This is a genomic window from Marinitoga sp. 1155, assembly GCF_001021175.1.
Classification (GTDB): domain Bacteria; phylum Thermotogota; class Thermotogae; order Petrotogales; family Petrotogaceae; genus Marinitoga.
The window spans coordinates 53,955-74,767 of the sequence record NZ_AZAX01000053.1 but is presented as its reverse complement, the minus strand read 5'-3'; the positions used below and the strand labels follow the sequence as shown (position 1 = coordinate 74,767).

Sequence of the window (20,813 nt, the reverse complement as noted above, 5' to 3'; positions counted from 1 at the left end):
TCTCCTCCTTATTTTTTGCTTCTGATAGTAATTTCAATTATTTGATTTCCCTGAATATAAATTGAAAGTCTATCTGAGTTTAGTGTTTTTTTAATTATATTTCCCGAAATTTTAATTATATTTAAAGATTGACCTGTTATATTTATTTTAGTTTTTTTATCTGAATTTATAGTTATCCTAAAAGTTCTTTCAGTGTATTTTTTGTTTCTAATGTCATTTAATATTTCAAGAGAAGCAGTTGAATTCCATGATTGCCCTAAATTTATATCAACATATTCATTTTCTTTAGTTTTTGGAAATTTTGAAGATTTATATATGTATTCATTATTATCTTTTTTTGTATACAAATAAACATTTCCCTGAATTAAAGGAATACCTAGGCCATTTTCCTTTGAATTTTTAAATTCTCTGACGATATCAATGTATCTGGATTCAAAAGAAGAAGAATAAAAATTCAGGTTTAAGTAATTAATATCTTCATAATTTTTTATAGTTCCTAACCTTTTGACTTTCGAAAAAACGCCGTCAAAAGAATTTATTTTTCCCAGATTAATAATTGCACTTTCACTTATTATTTCCGGAATATAACTTGAGGATTCAAGAGACAGAGATTTATACACTCTATTTTGTTGTTGCTGGGTGTTAAAGTTATCATCGATTAAAAAAACATTATAATTATTTTCTAAAGTTTTTAAAGATCCATTTATATTATATGTAACAAATAAATCACCATTGGATTTAAGACTATAAGATAAATTCCAACTTAATGGCCTGGAAATTAAAACGGAACCTTTAATATTTTTAGCATATAATTCTTTATTATTTAATAATAAGCTCAAATTATCTTTATCCGTTTTGCACCACAGGTTAATATATTCATTGAAAAAATATATAAAATTGGGATTTAAAGCATCTTTTAAAATTAATGGTTTGGTATTAAGAATGGAAATTCTACTTCCAATAGAATTTTTTAGATCCTCATTTGTTCCTATGATTTTAAATTTAATATTTTCAATATTTAAAGGTTCTATTTTATAAAATTCTGCATTTTCAACAAATATTACATTTTCTTTATCATCTAAAGGTATAGTTAATTCATCAGTCCATGGATATTCAAGATGCATTATACCAATATTTCTGAAAATATAGAAATTTTGAGAGAAACTCATAATAAATAATATCATAAAAGCAAAAATAAAAATTTTTTTCATACCATCCCTCCAGTTTTTATATTATTTCTTTGAAAGTTTATTTTTTTCTTCTAAATCTTTTTCAAGCAAGTATCTTTCAAGAGCTTTTCTTGCAATTGGTGCAGCAACCTCAGAACCATAACCACCATTTTCAACAAAAGCAACAATAGATACTTCAGGATTATTTGCCGGCATAAATCCTGCAAACCATGAATGAGGAGATTTTCCACCAGTAACCTCTGCAGTTCCAGTTTTTCCTGCCACCAAACCGTTAAAATCCTTAAAAACATGGTATGCAGTTCCACCATTAGAGCTATTACCGGGAAATGTAGTAACTTCAATAAGTCCTTTTAAAATATTAAAATAATAAACTGGGTTAATGTTGTATGTAAAATTTAGTTTTTTTTCATAAACAACCGGTTTTTCATATATGTTTTTTACATATTTATTTAGAACATGAAATTTATAATATTTTCCTTTAGTTGAAAGAATATTGTATAAACGCAAAATTCCAATAGGTGTGAATTGCATATATCCCTGTCCAATTGAAGTTAAAATTGTCTCACCTATAAACCAATTCTTTCCAAATGTCTCTTTTTTCCATACTCTATCTGGAAAAACAGAATTAATTTCTCCAGTTAAATCTATTCCTGTTTTATCATTTAATCTAAATAATTTAGCATAAGAACTCATTGTATCTATTCCAAGATTTAGTCCAAGGTTATAGTAATATAAATTACACGAAACTCTTAATGATTTTACAAGATCAGTAACACCATGACCAAAAATATTCCAATCGTAATACTCAGCAATAACATTACCCTGAGAATTTTTCAATTCAAATTTACCATCACAAACAATAGTTGACTCCGGAGAAATACCTTCCTCAAGTCCAATTAAAGCAAAAAACGGTTTTATTACAGATCCAGGCGCATATACAGAAGAAATAGCTCTATTAATCAATGGCTGTTTTGTATCATAAATAATCTTTTTCCACTCCTGAATTGATAAACCACTTGAAAACAAATTTGGTTCAACAGATGGATAACTAACAAGAGCTAAAATACTTCCATCATTGGGATTTGACATTATTACGGCTCCAGGTTTTTTATACTTTTCCATTTCATCGTATATATATTTTTGTAAATTATAATCAATAGTAAGATATAAATCCTTTCCTTTTATTGGATCAACCGTTTCTAAAATTTTATCTATTCTTCCTCCAGGTGTAATTTTTACAATTTGATATCCAGGTTTTCCTTCAAGTATATTATTATAAAGTTTTTCAACACCATATAAAGGAACACCTTCAGAATTAACATACCCGATTATAGGATATATTGTATTATCTTTATACTTTCTTATATATTTTTCAGAAACTCTTATTCCTTTAATATTAGAAATTTGTTTTATATTAGCTGGAGTTAGTTTTATATTTAGTTTTTTTTGAAATATTAGTTTGTCAATATATGTTTCTGGTGAATCTGTAATAGTTGAAAAAACATTTTTTAATAATTGTATATCTTTTTCAGAAAAAGATTCATTAAAATTTTCAATAACATATATTTTTTCATTCCAGGCCAATAAAATACCATTTTTATCGTATATATTACCTCTGATAGGGTTTAAAGTTATAATTTTTGTACTTAGTTCTTCAACCTCTTTTTTATATTTTGAATTATGAAAAATTTGTATATACATAGCTCTTGAAATCAAAATAAAAAAAGATAAAAATATTATGGTAACAAATAATTTAAAGCGTGATTCGTTCATTTTTCCCCACCCTTCCAACAATGACAAAATGGGTAATAGAAAGAAGAATATATGATATTAACAAAACATAATAATTCTTATTGATAAAAACTAAAAAAAATAGTGGAATAAAAGTGCTGAAAAGACTTCTTAGATAGCTCTTTTCTAAAAACTCAAATATATGAAAAGAAAAAATTGTTAGAATAAAAAATACAATGGTCATTAATCCAATATCATATTTCGATGAAAAATATAAAATAGAATATAACAGAGTAAAAAAATACATTTTTTCTTTAAGTAAATACTGAACTACAAGAAAAACAATAGGAAAAACAAAAAATAGGATATCCCCCATCCATCTATCCCATGATGACGCAATTAAAGTCATAATGATAATATAAATATAATTCATTATCTCACCCCAAATTCGCTAAAAAACACGACAATAGAATTAATTTTATCGGGCTTTAAATAGTAAATAGTGTTGGATTTTTTATATACAACGCCTTTTAAAATCAAATTTTTATTAAACCAATTTGAATTGGAAATTAAAATAGAAACATTCTCTTTATTTTTAAATAATTCCATCCCTTCAGGAATATTAATTATAATATTTCCATTTCCGCTTTCTTTTATTAATAATTCTGTATTTTTATAAACTCCAAAAATTTCATGATTTCCCCAACCAAATTTTTGTATAATTTTCTCTTTTTTAAATGTATCATAAACAAATCCAAGAAGAATACCATCCTTTGTAAAGACTATCTCGCCCTTTTTAACTTTTTCATCGCTTTTTATATAATAATATTTTCCATCTTCATTTATGAAAATTCCAGGAATTAATTCAATGGATACTTCAAACTCCATATTTTTTATATATATAGATTTACTGTTTTTTGAAATAGCATTTTCCAGAGTTTTTAAATAATCTGCATTTTTTGTTAATAATAAATAATTATTTCTAATCTCAAAAAAAACAATATCCAGAGGATGATTTGCTCTGGATATAATGTGATTAATATCAGGATAAAGCGTAGAAATTATAGAAATGAATAAAAGTATAATGGTATAAGATATAAATTTTCTAAACATATTATTTTTGTAATTTCGATAAATTTTCCAGTATTTTTACTTTGTCTAATACCATACCAGCACCTCTAGCAACAGCTGTTAAAGGGTCTTCTGCAACAATAACCTTGATTTTTGTTTCATATTCAATTAATTCTTTCAACCCTTTTAATAAAGCACCTCCACCGGACAAATAAATCCCTTTCATTACAATATCCGTTAATAGTTCTGGGGGAGTTTCTTCAACTGTTAATTTAATCTGTTCAACAATCTTAAAAACAGGATTATCAATTGCTTCTCTTATTTCATATCCTTTTAATATAATATTTCTTGGAAGACCTGATAAAATATCCCGACCTATAATTTCAATTTCTTCATTATCGTATTCTTCATTTGGCCAGGTATTTCCGATTCTTTTTTTAATTCTTTCAGCTGTTCTTTCACCAATTAAAAGACCAGTTTTATCTTTTACATAACTTATTATAGCTTCATCGAGTTCATCGCCTGCAATTCTAATTGATTTTGAAAGAACAATATTCCCTAGCGAAATTACGGCAATTTCTGTTGTGCCGCCACCAATATCCACAACCATACTTCCTGAAGGTTCTTCAACATTCAATCCAACTCCAATAGCTGTTGCCATGGATTCTTCAATTAAAAATGCTTTTCCAGCCCCGGCATCTAAAGTAGCTTTATGTAAAGCATTTCTTTCCACTTCTGTAGCATCAGTTGGGACGCCTACAACAACAGTTGGTTTAAGAAAAGTAAAAGAGCCAACAGAAGAACTTATAAAATATTTCAACATGGCTAAAGCTGTATTATAATCAGCAATAACACCATCTTTTAATGGCCTCACGGCTATAATATTTGCAGGAGTTTTTCCTATCATTCTTTTAGCCTCTTTACCAACTGTTAAAATTTCTTTTGTATCTTTTTCAATGGCAATAACAGACGGCTCATTAACAACAATACCTTTTCCTTTTACATATACCAGAGTATTAGCAGTTCCTAAATCTATTCCTATATTTGATCTCATCTTTAAATCCTCCTGAAAAATTTTGTTTTAAAAATTATATCACATAATGTTTAATAAACAAAGAATATAAGGTATTATTTAGTCATCATAGTATTATTTAGCATGTCTAAAAAGTCTCAAATGAAATGAAGGCTCGAAGATTGCCCTTACACGCTACCGCGGGTATTGGTTAAAATAATTTTGATTTTATAAAAAACTTTTGAGCTATCGCTCTCCTTTTTCCTTAGATTTTTTATACCTAAAAAATCTAAGCGTAAATGAAAGCCGTCAAAAAAACAGGATGTTTTTTTGAGTGAAGCTTTTTCATGGATGAAAAATCTGAGCGACGGCTGAGAATGAATAATTTTAAGGATTAGCAATCGAGCTGCCTGAGTGAATTTTGCTTTTTTGACAACCTTTATTATTTTATGATTCTATAATTACCATGGCAAAAAGCAATAGCAAGTGCATCGGCTGCATCATCGGGAGTGGGATTTTTCTTCAAATTAAAAACAACCTTTAACATTCTTTGAATTTGTCCTTTTTCTGCACGACCATATCCGGTAATAGCCTGTTTTACTTGATACGGAGTATACTCAAAAATAGGTATATTATTTTTTTGTAAAGTTAGCAAAATAACTCCACGAGCCTCCCCGACCTGAATGGCTGTTTTTACATTTTTGAAAAAAAACAGACTTTCAACAGCTGATTCGTCCGGATTGTATTTTAATATTAAATCATTTATTCCATCAAATATTTCCAACAATCTGGAATTTAAATCGGATTTTTTATTTGTTTCAATTACCCCAAAATCAACTAATTTAAAATTATTTCCATCTTTATCGATAATTCCAAATCCGATCCGTCCATATCCAGGATCTATTCCTAAAATTCTCATATTCCACCTCCAGGAGAATTATATCATAAAATGCGAGTTTTCATTTCATTTGAACATTTTGATACACTCTATCTGGATTTATAAATTTTTATGTTATAATTATATTAAAAGTATGTAGTCTGTAAAAAAACTATGCCGGAGGGGAAAATGAAAAAAAATCTTATTGTATTTGTATTTACAATTTTAATATTAATAATACATGGAATTTCAAATACAATCTGGGAAGCAATCCCGTCTAATTTTGAAGTTATCCAGTATAACAAAAGAATAACATTATCCTGGAATATAAACAGAAAAGTAAGTTTTTATAAAATATATTTTGGAAAAGACTACAAAAATTTAACTTTGATATACAGTGGAGAAAACACAAAATATATATTGGAAGATTTAATACCCAATCAAAATTATTACTGGAAAATAAAGGCTTATGCTGTTGATGGAATTATAGAATCGGATATATATAAGTTTTATCTGCAATTACAGCCACCTAAAATATATGATGTATATCCTAATTTCAATCATAAACTGAATTTTGAAAGTATAACCTTTAAATGGAAAATAAATTATTCTGTTAATTATACTATGAATTTTATATTATATCAGGGAAAAACAAAAATTATAGAAAAAACTCTATTTAATAACAATTATACCGTAACTTTAAAACCAGGTCTGAATTATAAATGGTATATTATTTTAAAAGATGAATTTAAAAATAAATATATATTTGGGCCATATATCTTCACTACAAAATATATAGAATTTCTAACAACAATAAAAAATGAAATATTCAATGTAAAAATATATGGAGAATATATAGAAAAAAATAGAATTTATGCATCTGATATAAATATAAAAAATATAAAAGAATTTAAAAACTTTATTATTGCGAGCATACAAAAAGGCATTGAAATAATACATAAAAGCGGAAAAAAAACATCCGAAATAGCTTTAGAAAATATAAAAGACTTTTTTGTAAAAGAAGCAAATAAAAGTGTATTATTATATATAGTAAATGGTGAATATTTAAAAGTTTATGATATAACCAATCCATACTATCCTTTCATGGTAAAAAAAATAAAAGGAAACTTTATATCCATCACATTAAACGAAGAAAAAATAGTTCTTATAACCCCGGAAAAGGTATTATTAATGAATAAATATTATAAAATATATTTTCAAAAGCAAATAGAAAAATTGCGAAAAATAATATATAATGATAATAAAACACTTATTATCTTATCCGCAGATAAACTAATAAAATTTAATTATAAAAATAATATATTATATTTTGATAGAGAATTGAATTTTTCTGGAGTAATTGATTACAGCGTATATGAAAAGAAAATCGCTTTTTTGACTATAAATAATGAAATATATATATATGATATAGATTTTCACTTGATTAATTATAGATATTTTACAGAAAAAATAGAAAAAATAAAACTTTATGTAGATTATATTTATAAAATATCCGAAGAATTAAAAATTATAGATATGAAGGAGTGATTAATTTGATTGCTGTAATAGGAGGGGGAATTGTAGGCACGCTTATAGCCAGAGAATTGAATAAATATGTAGAAGACGTATGGCTTTTCGAGGCAAAAACGAATTTTGGAATGGGTGTAACAAAATCCAATTCTGCAATATTACATGGGGGATATGATGATCCACCAGGAAGCTTGAGAGCTCAATTATGTTACAAAGGAAATCAATTATATACTCAATTACAGAAAGATTTGAAGTTTGATTTGAAAAGAGTAGGTTCTCATGTTGTTGCCATTGAAGATGAAGAAACAAAATATATATACAGCCTCCTTAAAAAGGCGGAAAAAAATGGTGTAAAAGAGATTCGAATTATTGAGAAATTGGAATTACTAGAAATGGAAAAAAACATAAATCCTAAAGCAAAAAGATCGTTGTTTTGCGAAATAGCAGGTATTTTTGATCCATGGATAGTAGCAATACAAGCAGCTAAATCTGTAAGGGTTAATGGTGGAAGAACTTTAATAAAAAAGCGATTGGTAGAAATTGAAAAGAAAAATGGTAAGTTTTTATTGAAATTTCAGGATAAATCAGAATATTTTGCAGATTTAGTTATAAATGCAGCAGGATTATATGCTGATGAAATAGCTAAAATGTTTGGTGATGAAGTTCCTGAAATATTTCCAGTAAAAGGTGAATATTTTTTACTATCAAAAGACTATCAATATGTTAATTCTGTAATATTTCCTGTCCCAACTGGAATTTCAAAAGGGTGTCTTGTATTGCCAACAGTTGATGGTGGATATCTGATAGGTCCTAATGCAAATAGAGTAGTATCGAAAAACGATACCGCTACAACGAAAAATGGATTAAATGAAATAAGAGAAAAAGGAATGAAATTAGTACCTAATCTTAATTTTAGGAGACATCTTGTAAAAACATTTGCAGGATTAAGGCCTGAAACAGATAAAAAAGATTTTTATATTAATGTTGGAAAAAGTGGAGCTATACATGTTGCAGGAATAAGATCGCCGGGTTTAACTGCTGCGCCAGCAATAGCTGAATATGTAGTTGAATATTTAATACAGGAAAAAATTGGCTTGAATTTGTATAAAAGGGAAAATTATATATCAAAAATTGAAAGAACACCGCATTTGGTTCATATTGAAAGGGAAAAATGGAATGAGATAATACAACAAAATCCTGATGCAGGAGAAATGGTGTGTCATTGTAATAAGGTTACAAAAAAAGAAATAATAGATGCGATAAATCAGGGCGCAAGGACACTGGATGATATAAAATTCATGACAAGAGCGTCATTTGGGGAATGTCAAGGAGGTTTTTGTACAGCAAAGATTTTAAAGATACTGGCAGAATATACTGACAGGGATCCAAGAGAAATAACTCAAAATGAAGATGGAACATGGATTGTGAATGCGAAGGTGAGAATATGAAATATAAAACAGATGTAGTTGTAATTGGTGGTGGTGCTGCTGGAATGGCAGCAGCATATAGAGCTAAAAAAGAAGGGGTAAACGTTATATTATTGGAAAGAGATGAAGACACTGGTGGTGTTTTAAACCAGTGTATACACAACGGTTTTGGTCTTCAATATTTTAAACGTGATTTAACAGGTCCTGAATTCAAAGAACTTGCAAAAGAAAAGCTTGAAGATATAGAAATATTATATGGTACTTATGTATTGGAAGTAAAAAAAGACAAAAAAATAATTTTTGTGGATAGAAGGGGAATACATGAAATTGAAATGAAAGCTTTGGTTATGGCAACTGGAGCAAGAGAAAGACATTTTAATTCATTACCTGTTCCTGGAAAAAGAATAACTGGTGTATTTACAGCAGGACTTGCACAGCGATTTATAAATCTTGAAAACTTAAAACCAGGTAGTAAAGCTGTAATTCTGGGTTCTGGAGATATTGGATTGATAATGGCAAGAAGATTAACCTTAGAAGGTATAAAAGTAGAAGCTGTTCTAGAAATTATGCCATATCCAGGTGGATTAGAGAGAAATATTCAACAATGTTTGACTGATTTCAACATACCATTATATTTATCTCATACTGTAACAGCTATTGAAGGAGATAGAAGACTGGAAAGAGTAATAGCTGCACAAGTTGATTATAAATGGGATCCAATACCAGGTACAGAAAAAGAGTTTGAAGTTGATACATTAATAACATCTGTAGGACTTATTCCGCAAACAAAACCTGTAGATTTTGTTGAAGCTGATCCAGGATTTCTTGTTTCAAATACAAATCAAACAAGTGAAGAATGGATATTTGCAGCTGGTAATTGTACTGTAATATTTGACCTGGTTGATTATGTTGCAAAAGAAGGAGAAAAAGCTGGGAAATATGCAGCATTATATGCAAAGGGAGAATATAAAAAGGGGAAAAAAGTTAAAGTAAGAAAAGGTGAAAATATAGGAATTATTCATCCGTTATATATTGATCCAACCCAGGAATCTACTTTATATATAAGAGTATCAAAGGTTTTTGATAGAGCCAGTATAAAGGTAGAGCCGCTTGGAATAGAAGTAATAGAAAATGAAGCAAGACCTCCCGAAATGGTTGTAATAAAGATAAAACCATTTGATGAAAATATAAATGAAATAGAGGTGATGGCAGATGAGCTCATCTCAAAACTTGGTTAAAGAACTTACATGTGTAAGATGTCCATTAAGTTGTAAAGTTAAAATCGAATACACAAAAGAGCTAAAAGTATTGGAAGTTTCTGGAAATAAATGCCCACGAGGTAGAGAGTATGCTATTCAGGAAATAAGTGATCCACATAGAATTTTAGTAACAAGTGTAAAAGTAAAAAATGGGAAATATTTGCTGGCCTCTGTAAAAACATCTGAAGCCATACCATTGAGATTATTTAATGAAGCTATGAAAATAATAGAAAAATTAGAAGTTGAAGCTCCTGTTAAAAAAGGCGATATTATAATAAATAATTTTTTAAATACTAAGGCTAACCTTATTATTACCCGAAGTGTTGAAAGGTTGTGAAAAATGGCATCAAAAGATATAATCCCAAAAAATATGGTGATTGAAACATATTCCAAAATTTCCGACCTTGTAATGGAATTGAGTTCTTTAAACAACTTATCTCAGCTTGAAAAATCTATACATTCTATAGTAAATAGAGTTGTACCCATAAATGAAGAATTTTTTTTAAAACCACATAAGAGTGATTATATTGAGATTAATGAAAAAGAAATATCAGATGAAATTAAAGATTTAGCTGTTTGGGCAGCTAAATCTTTAAAAATTTCTATTTTCACATTAGAAAATGGAGAAAATGCATTGATATTACCTTTTTCAAAATCTCAAAGGTTGTTGTTATTATATATATGTAAAACAGATGTTGAGGAAATATCAAATGAAATAATGCTCTTTTTAAATATTATGAGTTTTTTAACAGCGACAATTATTGAAAATCTTGAATTATATGAAGAAATTCTAAAAACCAATGAAGAGGTGGAAAAGAATAGAGATTTTTTAAATCAAATCTTAAATTCTATGATTAGTGGATTGGCAGTATTCAATCACGAATATAAAAAGATTTTTACCAATTCAAATTTTGAGAATTTTGAAAAAGAATATGGTGAAGAATTAATAAAATTTATAAAAAATGAATTGATAAATTTGGAAATTGCGGGAGAAAAGATTACAAAAGAATTTGAATTTAAAGAGCATTTTTTATCACTTGATTTTTTAAAAACTAATAATGAAAATTATCTGGTCATTATTTCTGATATTACTGGCACCAAGGAATTAGAACGATTAAAAAGATTAGATCAGATGAAAACAGAATTTTTATCAACTGTATCTCATGAATTGAGAACACCTCTTGCTGCAATAAAAGCTTATTCTGAATCAATTGTTGATAGTCTGGAAATACTTGATATGGAAACGCTTAAAGATTTTATGGAAACAATATTAAATGAAGCAGACCATCTTCAAAATTTACTTGATGAAATACTTGATTTTTCAAGGTTAGAAATGAAGACAATAAATATAAAAAAAGAAGAATTTTCCATAAATGATTTAATTGAAGAGATATATTTGTCGAATAAAAATAAAGCTGAAATAAATGGAGTAAAAATGTATAGAGTTTTACCAAAAGAAAAGATAATTGTAAACTTAGATAGAACAAGATTAAAACAAATTCTGTCTAATTTAATAGATAATGCGATAAAGTATTCTGATAAGAGAAAAGATATGAGATTTATAAAAATAACGGTAAAAGATGAAAAAGATAAAGTATTGATATTGGTAGAAGATAATGGTATAGGTATAGCTAAAGAGCATCATGATAAAATATTTGAAAAATTCTATAGAGTTGATTCATCATTAACCTATGAAATTTCTGGAACAGGAATAGGCTTATCTGTTGTTAAAGAATTAGTTGAAATTCAGGGCGGAAAAATATGGTTGAAAAGTGTTGAAGGTAAAGGAACAAGGTTTTATATAGAGTTTAAAAAAGGATAGTGATAATTATGGCACCAACAATGAAAGAAGTAATAAAAAAAATCTCTGAATTACCAACGCCAGATTTTATATTAAAACGAATAATGGATATAGCTTCAAATCCCTCGTCAAATACCAAAGAACTTGAGGGTGCGGTTTTACAATCGCCACCATTGGTAGCAAAAATATTGAAATTAAGCAATTCAGCATATTATGCATTACCAAGAAAAATAACAAAAGTATCACAGGCAATAAATATATTGGGTTTTAAAACAGTTAGAAATTTAGCTTTAGGGATATTTGTTGCAGATTCTTTTTTCAGAAGAGAGTTTGATTTTCTTGACTCAAAAAAATTCTGGCAACATAGTATAGCTGTTGCCATAGCATCTGAACAACTTGCACAGATAATAAATTATCCAGACAAAGAAGAGATTTTTTTAAGCGGGATGTTACATGACCTTGGTAAAATGGTAATGGGCATAATAACACCTGAGACGGTGGAGATGATATTAAATGTTGCAGAGTATAAGAAAGTTTCATTTTCAAAAGCAGAAGATATGTTAAATGTAATGACACATCAAACGCTTGGCAAAATATTATTTGAAAATTGGAATTTGGCTGAAAATGTAATATATACAGCAGAATTTCATGATATACCTGAAAAACTCCAGATAGACACATTTTCAATGAATGTATATATAGTACATCTTGCAAATATGGCTGTAAATTCCATATATTATGGATATTCTGGATGTTATGATATCCCTGTCCCATCAGATGTTGTATGGAACAAATTTGATATGACATCAAAGAAATTTTTGAATTATTTAAATAATTTAGAAAAAAAATTAAGCGAATCAAATGATTTTATAAATCTTGATGCATTTATAGAAGATTCAGAAGAAGATTCGGAGGAGGAGAAAGATGGCTAAAGAATTTAGAAAAGAAATGATTGAATCAGAAATATTAAAATTAATAAACATGAATATAAATAATTTGAGAGATCCAAAGTTACAGGGTAAAATAATATCAATAACAAGGGTAGAATTGTCACGTGATAAATCATTTGCAGACATATATGTTTCAGTATTAAATGGAGAAATTGATGAAATAATAAATGTATTAACAAAAGCAAAGGGTTTTTTCAGAAATCTAATAGCTAAAAATATAAGAATGTATAAAGTTCCAGAAATAAGATTTCATAAAGACAAAGGATTGGAGGAAAGTATAAAAATACATAAGCTTTTAAATGAAATATCTAAAAAAACGGATAAAGGTGAAAATAATGAATGATGGTTTTTTGTTGGTAGATAAACCTGCAGGTATTACCTCGCATGATGTTGTAGATATAATAAGAAAACGTTTCTTTACAAAAAAAGTAGGACATTCTGGAACACTTGATCCTTTCGCCACGGGATTGCTGATTTTGGGAATTAATAAAGGAACAAAATTATTGGAATACCTTCAGCATCAAAACAAAAAATATTATGTAAAAGCAAAATTAGGAATAATCACTGATACATATGATATAACGGGTGAAATAAAAGAAAAATATAATCTTGAGAAAATACATATAGAAAGATTAAGAGAAATTATATTATCCTTTAAAGGAAAATATATGCAGGTTCCACCTATGTATTCAGCAAGGAAATACAATGGAAAAAAATTATATGAACTTGCACGTGAAGGGAAAATAATCAAAATGCCGCCAAAAGAAGTAGAAATTTACAGTATAGAAAACATCAAAATTTCTGAAAATGGGACATTTGAATTTGAATGTGAGGTATCATCTGGAACATATATAAGATCATTAATAATGGATATAGGATATAAATCTGGAATAGGCGCTGTAACTATGGAGCTGAGAAGATTAAAAATAGGTAAATTCAAAGTAGAAGATAGCATAAAACTTGATGATATTTCAGATATAAATCCTCTTTTTGAAATGCTTTCATTTCCATCTGTACTATTAAATGAAAAGGGAATTCAAAGGGCATTAAACGGTAATCATATATTTTTAGAACATGTTGAAAAATATGAAGAATTTAAAAAAGGAGAATTTATTTCGCTGATAGATAAAGAAAAAAATTTAATAGCAGTAGCAATTGCTGAAAGAAATTCAAAATTTTTAAATACTCTGGAAAAACATGGCAAAAATGAGCGTGTATTTAAAATAAAAAAAGTATTATATCATAATTTAAAAAGCGGGTGATAAGATGGAGGGTAATCATCCTTATGTGAAATGGGCGATAGAGTGTATAGAAAATTTTGTTAAACATGGACAAAAAATAGAATTAAAAGAAGATTTACCAGAAGAATTGCTTACAAGAAAAGCTGCGTGTTTTGTTACATTGCATAAATTAAATGGAGAATTACGTGGTTGTATAGGAACAATAGAACCGGTATATGAAAACCTGGCGATAGAAATAAGAGAAAATGGAATAGCTGCAGCTACACGGGATTATAGATTTTCACCTGTAACAGTGGAGGAATTAAATAGTCTCATGATAAATGTTGATGTATTAAGTGAGCCAGAATATGTAGAATCAATAGATGAATTAGATCCAGAAATTTACGGAATAATTGTTGTTAGTGGTTGGAAGAAAGGAGTATTACTTCCGGCTATAGATGGTGTTGATACTGTTGAAGAACAATTAAGAATAGCAAAATTAAAAGCTGGAATATACTCAAAACCATATGATATATATAAATTTACAGTAGAAAGATACTTTTAGCAGGCAGCGCAGAGCGGCAGCAAGCCCACCGCAGAGCGAAAGCGAGCCCACCGCAGGTGTGTAATGTTCAGGTGAAAGCATGAAAAAAAATCCTATTAAAAAAGCTCAGTTTTATGAAAAATATAAAAATAATATGGTAAAATGTTCGTTATGTCCTCATAATTGTATAATAAAAGAAAATTCTACAGGCATTTGTGGAGTGAGAAAAAATATTGGTGGAGTCTTATATACATTAAATTATGGAGAGATAACAGCATTAAATATTGATCCAATAGAAAAAAAACCATTATTTCATTATTATCCAGGAAAAAAAATATTTTCCATAGGTACATGGGGTTGTAACTTTAAATGTGCATTCTGTCAAAATTTTGAAATTTCACAAATACATCCATATAGTATATATAAAATATCACCCGAAGAATTGGTAGATATAGTTGTGAAAAAAAATATGGATATGGTTGCATTTACATATTCAGAGCCCATTGTATGGTATGAGTATGTATATGATACAGCTAAAAAATTAAAAGAAAATAATATCAAAACAATTCTCATAACAAATGGATATATAAACAGAGAACCTTTATTAAAATTATTGCATTATATAGATGCAGTAAATATAGATTTGAAAGGTTTTAATGATGAGTTTTATAAAAAAGTAATTGGTGGAGAAAAAGAACCGGTAATGGAAAATATAAAAATACTAATAAAAAACAAAATACATACAGAAGTGACAACATTAGTTGTAACTGAAGGTAATGATAATAAAATAGAATTGGAAGATTTATTTAAATGGTTAGGTGAAACATCAAAAGATATACCACTACATTTAAGCAGATATTATTCTGTATACAAATATAATAAACCTCCTACTGATATTATTTTTTTAAAGGAATTATATCAGATAGCAAAAAAATACCTAAATTATGTTTATTTAGGTAATGTTTGGGATAAAAGCTACGAATCCACATATTGTCCCAAATGTGGAAGTTTAATAATAAAAAGAGAAGGATATAATATAAAAATACAGAATATAGATGACAAAGGAAGGTGCAAACATTGCTTAAAAGAAATACCGATATTTTTTTAAAAAACAAAAGCATGTTATACTTTTCAATATTGATTATAGCTATAGTATTAACCATATTTTTTATATTTCATAAACCTTTGCCAGAATACTACGAAAAAAAGGATTTTGCATTAGGGACATGGGTTAATGTTGTAGTTGCAAGCAGTAAAATAGATTCCGAAAGATTAGCAGATATAGCATTTGACGAGATGAAGCGAATAGAAAGGAAATTCAGCAAAAATATTGAAAGTAGTGTAATTTTCAAATTAAATAAAGAAAGAAGTATTGTTGCAGATAAAGAGACATTGTTTTTAATTAAAGCTGCGATAAATTATGCGGATTTAACAGGAAGTGCCTTTGATCCAACAGTTGGTGCAATAATAAAATTATGGGGATTTGATGATATAAATAAAGAAAAAAGGGTTCCTACACAGGATGAAATAAATAATGTTCTTGATGGAGTGAGCTATAAATTTATTAAAATAGAGGGAAACAAAATAACTTTATTAAATGGAAAAACTCAAATCGATTTAGGTGGTATTGCTAAAGGATATGCAGTTGATATGGCAATTAGAAAAATCAAAGATCTTGATAAAAATGCAACAGGGTTTATAGATGCCGGTGGAGATATAGGGATAATAGGTCCTAAATTTGGAAGATTTGCGTGGTCTATAGGAATAAGGGATCCAGATAAAGGACCTTATGATATAAAAGAGAAGGTATATTTAAAAGAAGGAGCAATAGTAACTTCTGGAAATTATGAAAGATTTTTTATAAAAGATGGAGTAAGGTATCATCATTTAATAGACCCGAAGACTGGGTATCCTGTTAACTATTATAAAAGTGTTACTATAATCTCTGATAATGCAATGAAAGCCGATGCAATGGCAACAGCTATATTTATACTTGGTGACAAACTAATAGGACTAAATTCAATGACCAGGTATGGAATACAAATTTACGGCATTACATCTGATGATAAAATCATTAAAACAACAGGATTTGAATATTATCTAAAAGAAGAAAAATAAAATTGGAGAGAAAAAAATGAAAAAAGATATAATATTTGTTTTAATTATATTAATAATAGTTTCTGGAATTATGATCTTGCAAAATATGTTAAAAAATGATTTGAAAGGTGCAGAAGTTTATTTAGAAGGAAAAGAATTATTTAAAATAACAAAACCAGGAACATATGCTGTTTATGATGACAAAGGAGATTATAAATTGAAAGTAGTTTATAACGGTGAGAAAGTAAGGGTTATAGAATCTGATTGTCCATTAAAACTATGTGAATATACTGGTTGGGTGGATAATGCATCACAGGAAATTATATGTCTTCCTAACAAAGTTGTTGTAAAACCAATTGGAAAAGAAAAAAATACAGGAGTTGATATAATTTCATGGTAAAAAACAACCTTCCGAGATTAGCAATATTAACCGCATTATCTTCAGCCGTTTATTATATAGAAACTCTTGTTCCTTTTCCGATACCTTTACCAGGAGCACGATGGGGATTTTCGAATTTTGCAATATTATATTCTTTGAATTATGATGGAATATTGATAAATGGTCTTTATATAGCTATTTTTAAAAATATTTTGGGAGCATTACTCTCAGGTAAATTCTTAAGTCCAACATTTTTTATGGGAATATCCGGAAGTTTGGTTGCAACATTAATTATGTATATTGCAATAAAAACGAAAATATTTGGTATAATAGGAATCAGTGAATCAGGAGCGATATTCAATAATTTAACCCAGGTTACAATAGGCTGGTTATTCATTGTAAAATCAATAGGAATATTCTGGTATCTTCCTCAAATGATATTATTTGGAACATTTTCAGCAATGGCAAATGCTTTTGTTGTAAAATCTGCATTCAGGAGTGTAAACAAATGAAAATAGTATTGGGTTCATCATCACCAAGAAGAAAAGAAATATTGTCAAAATTGGGATTATCATTTGAAATAAGAATATCGAATATAGAAGAATACAGTGACAGAGATAATCCAATTGAATATGTTAAAGAATTAAGCCTTAAAAAATCGAAAGATATAAAAATATATGAAAATGAAATATTGATAACCGCAGATACAATTGTGGCTTTTGAAGATAAAATATTGGGAAAACCTGAAAATAAAAAGGATGCATATGATATTTTAAAAATGCTTTCAGGACAAAAACATGAAGTAATAACAGGAATAACCTTTCGAACATTATCGGAAATATATACAACATATGATATAACAGAGGTTTTTTTTCATAAAATACCTGAAGAAATGATAAAATATTATATAGATAATTATTTACCATTGGATAAAGCAGGAAGTTATGGAATTCAGGATTTTGGTGGAGTCTTTGTAGAAAAAATAAATGGAGATTATTATAATGTTATGGGGTTACCATTAAATAAAATATTTTGGTATTTATATGAAAAACATTTATATTAGGCGGTCTAAAAAGTCTCAAATGAAACGAAGGCTCGAAGATTGCCCTTAAAATTATGAATGTAAGCCGTCAAAAAAACAGGATGTTTTTTTGAGTGAAGCTTTTTCATGGATGAAAAATCTGAACGACGGCTGAGAATGAATAATTTTAAGGATAAGCAATCGAGCTGCCTGAGTGAATTTGACTTTTTTGACATCGTATGAAAAACATTTATATAAAAAAGGAGTTTTTAATGAATACTGAATTACCAAGAGAAAAGTTATTAAAGTATGGTCCAAAAAATTTGACTATTGATGAATTATTAGCTATAATAATAAGAAAGGGAACAAAAGAGAAAAATGTATTTGAAATTTCAAAAGAGATTTCAAATGAGTATTCTCTAAAAGACCTGTTTTTTATGAATATAGAAGATTTATGCAATATAAATGGTGTTGGTGAGGTTACGGCAATAACATTAAAAGCAGTTTTTGAACTTGGAATAAGATTTCATAAAAAAGCATTAGAAAAAGAAAATTTAAAATTAGATTCTCCGGATAAAGTATATGAATTATTATATGATGAAATGATTTTTTACGATAAAGAAGTAGTAAAATGCATATCATTAAACAGCAAGCTAAACCCTATCTCAATAGACACAATTAGTATTGGCACGGCAAATAGCTCTATTTTACATCCAAGGGATGTTTTCAAAACTGCAATAAAAAACAACGCGGTTTCTATTTTGATTGTTCATAATCATCCGTCTGGAGATAGTGAGCCAAGCATTATGGATTATGAAATAACGAATAAACTTGAAAAAAGCGGAGAGTTGCTTGGAATAAAATTATCAGATCATGTCATAATTGGAAAATCAGAATATTACAGTTTTAAAATGGGAAGAAAGGTGATTAGAAATGGATAATATCCCTGATAACTTAAAGGCTTTAATGCAATTAAAAAAGAAATTTGAAAAGGATTTAAAGAAAAAAGGAATTAATATTGAGAAGAAAAAACAGAAAACTGTAGAAAGGGCAAAAATAGAAATAAAATACATATCTGTACCTATTGATGATGTTCAAACAATAGTTGATCTAAATCTTTACGATTTCAAAAACAACAATTTAGAACTGGCACGACATATAGAAAAATTACTTGCAAATAAACCAAAAAGCTCTTATGTAAATCAGGTTGCAGTGGTGCATTTATTAAGGGAAGAATTTGATGAGGTTAAAGAACTAATTGATAATCCATCATTTCCTGAGGATTATTTTAATCTTGGCATGGCTAAATTCTTTCTTAAAGAAAAGGATGCATATGATTTTGCGGAAATGGCAGTAAAGAGATTTCCAAACAATAAATACACAAATTTATTGCTTGCAATGAATGCTGTGTATAATGGTCATTATGTTAAAGCATATAAGGCGATTGAAGAAGCAGCAAGAAGTTCAAACGATCCGTTGCTTTATTTCGTAATCCATTTATACAATAAAGATTATGTAAAAGCAAAAGAATACTTAAGTAAAGTATTTTTGCAAGGTAAAGTAAAATACGTTGCTTCTATATACCAAGGATATCTTCACTATTTATCCCAGGAAGGCGATAAACTTTATCAAATGAGAAAAAATTTTGAAAATAATATTCCATGTGCCAATTGTTTGTTAAGGTATTCAAAAATGAAAGCAATAAATGTACCTCCAGATTATTGTAAATACTGGAAAGTGTTGGAAGCTTTTGAATATGAAACATCCGGAAGATTCGAGACAGAAATGAAATTACCAGAACAATCCATAATTAGTTTCTTAGGTTTTTATAATTATAATAATGAAGAAATGGCAAATAAAAGTTTTGAAGAAATTTCAGAAATGTTTGGTGAGGTTAGAATAGTATTTTTCCCAAATGATTCTCATGTAAAAGGATTAAAAACATTTACAATGGAACCGATAAAAAATGGAAAAGTAGCAAAATTATTTGGACCGGGTGTTTTCCAGAAACTAAAAAATATAATTCAAAGATTAGAGTCAAAAGAAGGAGTACGATATGATTTTGCAATAGATTTACCATTTTATGAAGGCATAAAAATGTTATTTGGATGGAGAACCTGTCAGTTATATTATGGAGGGGATGAGGAATGACAAGAGATGATGCTATAAAATTATTAAAAGAACATGTAAAAAATGATAATTTAATTAAGCATTGTATAGCAGTTGGTGCTATAATGAAAGGTCTCGCAACTGAATTGGGTGAAAACAGTGAGAGATGGGAAATAATAGGTATATTACATGATTTAGATTATGAATATACAAAAGACAATCCAGAAAAGCATGCTAAAAAAACAGTAGAACTTTTAGAAAATGAATTAAGTGAAGAAGAAAAAAATGCAATACTGGCACATAACGAACACGCAGAACTTAATTCAAAATTAGATTATTCATTATATTCAGCAGATCCGATATCAGGTCTTGTAACAGCAGCAGTATTGGTAAGGCCTGAAAAAAAGATAGAAGGATTAAAAGTAAAATCATTAAAAAAGAAATTCAAAGATAAATCATTTGCAGCTGGTGCAAATAGAGAAAACATAAGAAAAATAGAAGAAATAGGAATAGAATTAAATAGATTTTTTGAAATATCTATAGAATCGATGAAGCAAATTGCTGATGAACTTGGATTATAATATGACTTTTTAAA

The 20,813-nt window shown here is 28.1% G+C and carries 23 protein-coding genes; 17 read left to right on the top strand and 6 right to left on the bottom strand.

Annotated features, from left to right (window positions below):
• Nucleotides 1-8 precede the first annotated feature (8 nt).
• From X274_RS10720 to ruvC, 6 genes are all read right to left on the bottom strand, one after another.
• Entirely contained in the window at nucleotides 9-1,211 is a 1,203-nt protein-coding gene (locus X274_RS10720; protein ID WP_047266823.1) for a hypothetical protein, read from the bottom strand.
• Between the two features lie 21 nt (nucleotides 1,212-1,232).
• Nucleotides 1,233-2,963 carry a penicillin-binding transpeptidase domain-containing protein gene (locus X274_RS10715; RefSeq protein WP_047266822.1) on the bottom strand — a complete coding sequence of 577 codons (1,731 nt, stop codon included), beginning with the start codon at nucleotides 2,961-2,963 and terminating at the stop codon, nucleotides 1,233-1,235.
• Nucleotides 2,944-3,354 carry a hypothetical protein gene (locus X274_RS12215; RefSeq protein WP_047266821.1) on the bottom strand — a complete coding sequence of 137 codons (411 nt, stop codon included), beginning with the start codon at nucleotides 3,352-3,354 and terminating at the stop codon, nucleotides 2,944-2,946. Before X274_RS12215 ends, X274_RS10715 begins: the two co-directional genes overlap by 20 nt.
• Complete coding sequence (locus tag X274_RS10705) at nucleotides 3,354-4,034, bottom strand: hypothetical protein (RefSeq protein ID WP_047266820.1); 681 nt, start codon at nucleotides 4,032-4,034, stop codon at nucleotides 3,354-3,356. Before X274_RS10705 ends, X274_RS12215 begins: the two co-directional genes overlap by 1 nt.
• A gap of 1 nt (nucleotide 4,035) precedes the next feature.
• Nucleotides 4,036-5,046, bottom strand: a complete 1,011-nt coding sequence (locus X274_RS10700; RefSeq protein ID WP_047266819.1) for a rod shape-determining protein — start codon at nucleotides 5,044-5,046, stop codon at nucleotides 4,036-4,038.
• A gap of 400 nt (nucleotides 5,047-5,446) precedes the next feature.
• Nucleotides 5,447-5,923, bottom strand: coding sequence for a crossover junction endodeoxyribonuclease RuvC (gene ruvC, locus X274_RS10695; RefSeq protein WP_047266818.1), 477 nt, complete (start codon nucleotides 5,921-5,923; stop codon nucleotides 5,447-5,449).
• A 147-nt stretch (nucleotides 5,924-6,070) separates the two neighbouring features.
• On the opposite strand from ruvC, the gene X274_RS10690 reads away from it, so the two are divergent.
• The 17 genes from X274_RS10690 to X274_RS10610 all read left to right on the top strand — a co-directional run bounded on the left by X274_RS10690 (nucleotide 6,071) and on the right by X274_RS10610 (nucleotide 20,799).
• Nucleotides 6,071-7,429 (top strand): fibronectin type III domain-containing protein, encoded by a 1,359-nt coding sequence (locus X274_RS10690; RefSeq protein ID WP_047266817.1) that lies wholly within the window; start codon nucleotides 6,071-6,073, stop codon nucleotides 7,427-7,429.
• The gene (locus tag X274_RS10685) at nucleotides 7,426-8,859 is read left to right on the top strand and encodes an NAD(P)/FAD-dependent oxidoreductase (RefSeq protein WP_368493429.1); all 1,434 of its coding nucleotides are present in this window, start codon (nucleotides 7,426-7,428) and stop codon (nucleotides 8,857-8,859) included. Before X274_RS10690 ends, X274_RS10685 begins: the two co-directional genes overlap by 4 nt.
• Nucleotides 8,856-10,076: an NAD(P)/FAD-dependent oxidoreductase gene (locus tag X274_RS10680; RefSeq protein WP_047266815.1), complete on the top strand. Its 1,221-nt coding sequence runs from the start codon at nucleotides 8,856-8,858 to the stop codon at nucleotides 10,074-10,076. The genes X274_RS10685 and X274_RS10680 overlap by 4 nt, the downstream gene beginning before the upstream one ends.
• Complete coding sequence (locus X274_RS10675) at nucleotides 10,051-10,434, top strand: DUF1667 domain-containing protein (RefSeq protein ID WP_084822736.1); 384 nt, start codon at nucleotides 10,051-10,053, stop codon at nucleotides 10,432-10,434. The genes X274_RS10680 and X274_RS10675 overlap by 26 nt, the downstream gene beginning before the upstream one ends.
• A 3-nt stretch (nucleotides 10,435-10,437) precedes the next feature.
• Nucleotides 10,438-11,919, top strand: a complete 1,482-nt coding sequence (locus X274_RS10670; protein WP_052913307.1) for a sensor histidine kinase — start codon at nucleotides 10,438-10,440, stop codon at nucleotides 11,917-11,919.
• An 8-nt stretch (nucleotides 11,920-11,927) separates the two neighbouring features.
• Nucleotides 11,928-12,830 (top strand): HDOD domain-containing protein, encoded by a 903-nt coding sequence (locus X274_RS10665; RefSeq protein ID WP_052913306.1) that lies wholly within the window; start codon nucleotides 11,928-11,930, stop codon nucleotides 12,828-12,830.
• Nucleotides 12,823-13,191, top strand: a complete 369-nt coding sequence (gene rbfA, locus X274_RS10660) for a 30S ribosome-binding factor RbfA (RefSeq protein ID WP_047266814.1) — start codon at nucleotides 12,823-12,825, stop codon at nucleotides 13,189-13,191. The genes X274_RS10665 and rbfA overlap by 8 nt, the downstream gene beginning before the upstream one ends.
• Nucleotides 13,184-14,110: a tRNA pseudouridine(55) synthase TruB gene (gene truB, locus X274_RS10655; protein ID WP_047266835.1), complete on the top strand. Its 927-nt coding sequence runs from the start codon at nucleotides 13,184-13,186 to the stop codon at nucleotides 14,108-14,110. The genes rbfA and truB overlap by 8 nt, the downstream gene beginning before the upstream one ends.
• A 4-nt stretch (nucleotides 14,111-14,114) precedes the next feature.
• Nucleotides 14,115-14,633 (top strand): AmmeMemoRadiSam system protein A, encoded by a 519-nt coding sequence (gene amrA, locus X274_RS10650; RefSeq protein ID WP_047266813.1) that lies wholly within the window; start codon nucleotides 14,115-14,117, stop codon nucleotides 14,631-14,633.
• A gap of 79 nt (nucleotides 14,634-14,712) precedes the next feature.
• Entirely contained in the window at nucleotides 14,713-15,720 is a 1,008-nt protein-coding gene (gene amrS, locus X274_RS10645) for an AmmeMemoRadiSam system radical SAM enzyme (RefSeq protein WP_047266812.1), read from the top strand.
• Nucleotides 15,690-16,730 carry an FAD:protein FMN transferase gene (locus X274_RS10640; RefSeq protein ID WP_052913305.1) on the top strand — a complete coding sequence of 347 codons (1,041 nt, stop codon included), beginning with the start codon at nucleotides 15,690-15,692 and terminating at the stop codon, nucleotides 16,728-16,730. The genes amrS and X274_RS10640 overlap by 31 nt, the downstream gene beginning before the upstream one ends.
• Before the next feature lie 16 nt (nucleotides 16,731-16,746).
• Complete coding sequence (locus X274_RS10635; protein ID WP_047266811.1) at nucleotides 16,747-17,109, top strand: NusG domain II-containing protein; 363 nt, start codon at nucleotides 16,747-16,749, stop codon at nucleotides 17,107-17,109.
• The gene (locus tag X274_RS10630) at nucleotides 17,103-17,600 is read left to right on the top strand and encodes a Gx transporter family protein (RefSeq protein WP_047266810.1); all 498 of its coding nucleotides are present in this window, start codon (nucleotides 17,103-17,105) and stop codon (nucleotides 17,598-17,600) included. The genes X274_RS10635 and X274_RS10630 overlap by 7 nt, the downstream gene beginning before the upstream one ends.
• Nucleotides 17,597-18,151, top strand: coding sequence for a Maf family protein (locus tag X274_RS10625; protein ID WP_047266809.1), 555 nt, complete (start codon nucleotides 17,597-17,599; stop codon nucleotides 18,149-18,151). Before X274_RS10630 ends, X274_RS10625 begins: the two co-directional genes overlap by 4 nt.
• A gap of 197 nt (nucleotides 18,152-18,348) precedes the next feature.
• Nucleotides 18,349-19,050: a RadC family protein gene (gene radC / locus X274_RS10620; RefSeq protein ID WP_231580412.1), complete on the top strand. Its 702-nt coding sequence runs from the start codon at nucleotides 18,349-18,351 to the stop codon at nucleotides 19,048-19,050.
• Nucleotides 19,043-20,260, top strand: a complete 1,218-nt coding sequence (locus X274_RS10615) for a hypothetical protein (protein WP_047266807.1) — start codon at nucleotides 19,043-19,045, stop codon at nucleotides 20,258-20,260. The genes radC and X274_RS10615 overlap by 8 nt, the downstream gene beginning before the upstream one ends.
• Complete coding sequence (locus tag X274_RS10610) at nucleotides 20,257-20,799, top strand: HD domain-containing protein (RefSeq protein WP_047266806.1); 543 nt, start codon at nucleotides 20,257-20,259, stop codon at nucleotides 20,797-20,799. The genes X274_RS10615 and X274_RS10610 overlap by 4 nt, the downstream gene beginning before the upstream one ends.
• Nucleotides 20,800-20,813 lie beyond the last annotated feature (14 nt).

What these genes read in the sequence shown, in the direction of transcription:
- X274_RS10720 (WP_047266823.1), bottom strand. Translation starts at nt 1,211, where the DNA reads ATGAAAAAAATTTTTATTTTTGCTTTTATGATATTATTTATTATGAGT.
- X274_RS10715 (WP_047266822.1), bottom strand. Translation starts at nt 2,963, where the DNA reads ATGAACGAATCACGCTTTAAATTATTTGTTACCATAATATTTTTATCT.
- X274_RS12215 (WP_047266821.1), bottom strand. Translation starts at nt 3,354, where the DNA reads ATGAATTATATTTATATTATCATTATGACTTTAATTGCGTCATCATGG.
- X274_RS10705 (WP_047266820.1), bottom strand. Translation starts at nt 4,034, where the DNA reads ATGTTTAGAAAATTTATATCTTATACCATTATACTTTTATTCATTTCT.
- X274_RS10700 (WP_047266819.1), bottom strand. Translation starts at nt 5,046, where the DNA reads ATGAGATCAAATATAGGAATAGATTTAGGAACTGCTAATACTCTGGTA.
- ruvC (WP_047266818.1), bottom strand. Translation starts at nt 5,923, where the DNA reads ATGAGAATTTTAGGAATAGATCCTGGATATGGACGGATCGGATTTGGA.
- X274_RS10690 (WP_047266817.1), top strand. Translation starts at nt 6,071, where the DNA reads ATGAAAAAAAATCTTATTGTATTTGTATTTACAATTTTAATATTAATA.
- X274_RS10680 (WP_047266815.1), top strand. Translation starts at nt 8,856, where the DNA reads ATGAAATATAAAACAGATGTAGTTGTAATTGGTGGTGGTGCTGCTGGA.
- X274_RS10675 (WP_084822736.1), top strand. Translation starts at nt 10,051, where the DNA reads ATGAGCTCATCTCAAAACTTGGTTAAAGAACTTACATGTGTAAGATGT.
- X274_RS10670 (WP_052913307.1), top strand. Translation starts at nt 10,438, where the DNA reads ATGGCATCAAAAGATATAATCCCAAAAAATATGGTGATTGAAACATAT.
- X274_RS10665 (WP_052913306.1), top strand. Translation starts at nt 11,928, where the DNA reads ATGGCACCAACAATGAAAGAAGTAATAAAAAAAATCTCTGAATTACCA.
- rbfA (WP_047266814.1), top strand. Translation starts at nt 12,823, where the DNA reads ATGGCTAAAGAATTTAGAAAAGAAATGATTGAATCAGAAATATTAAAA.
- truB (WP_047266835.1), top strand. Translation starts at nt 13,184, where the DNA reads ATGAATGATGGTTTTTTGTTGGTAGATAAACCTGCAGGTATTACCTCG.
- amrA (WP_047266813.1), top strand. Translation starts at nt 14,115, where the DNA reads ATGGAGGGTAATCATCCTTATGTGAAATGGGCGATAGAGTGTATAGAA.
- amrS (WP_047266812.1), top strand. Translation starts at nt 14,713, where the DNA reads ATGAAAAAAAATCCTATTAAAAAAGCTCAGTTTTATGAAAAATATAAA.
- X274_RS10635 (WP_047266811.1), top strand. Translation starts at nt 16,747, where the DNA reads ATGAAAAAAGATATAATATTTGTTTTAATTATATTAATAATAGTTTCT.
- X274_RS10630 (WP_047266810.1), top strand. Translation starts at nt 17,103, where the DNA reads ATGGTAAAAAACAACCTTCCGAGATTAGCAATATTAACCGCATTATCT.
- X274_RS10625 (WP_047266809.1), top strand. Translation starts at nt 17,597, where the DNA reads ATGAAAATAGTATTGGGTTCATCATCACCAAGAAGAAAAGAAATATTG.
- radC (WP_231580412.1), top strand. Translation starts at nt 18,349, where the DNA reads ATGAAAAACATTTATATAAAAAAGGAGTTTTTAATGAATACTGAATTA.
- X274_RS10615 (WP_047266807.1), top strand. Translation starts at nt 19,043, where the DNA reads ATGGATAATATCCCTGATAACTTAAAGGCTTTAATGCAATTAAAAAAG.
- X274_RS10610 (WP_047266806.1), top strand. Translation starts at nt 20,257, where the DNA reads ATGACAAGAGATGATGCTATAAAATTATTAAAAGAACATGTAAAAAAT.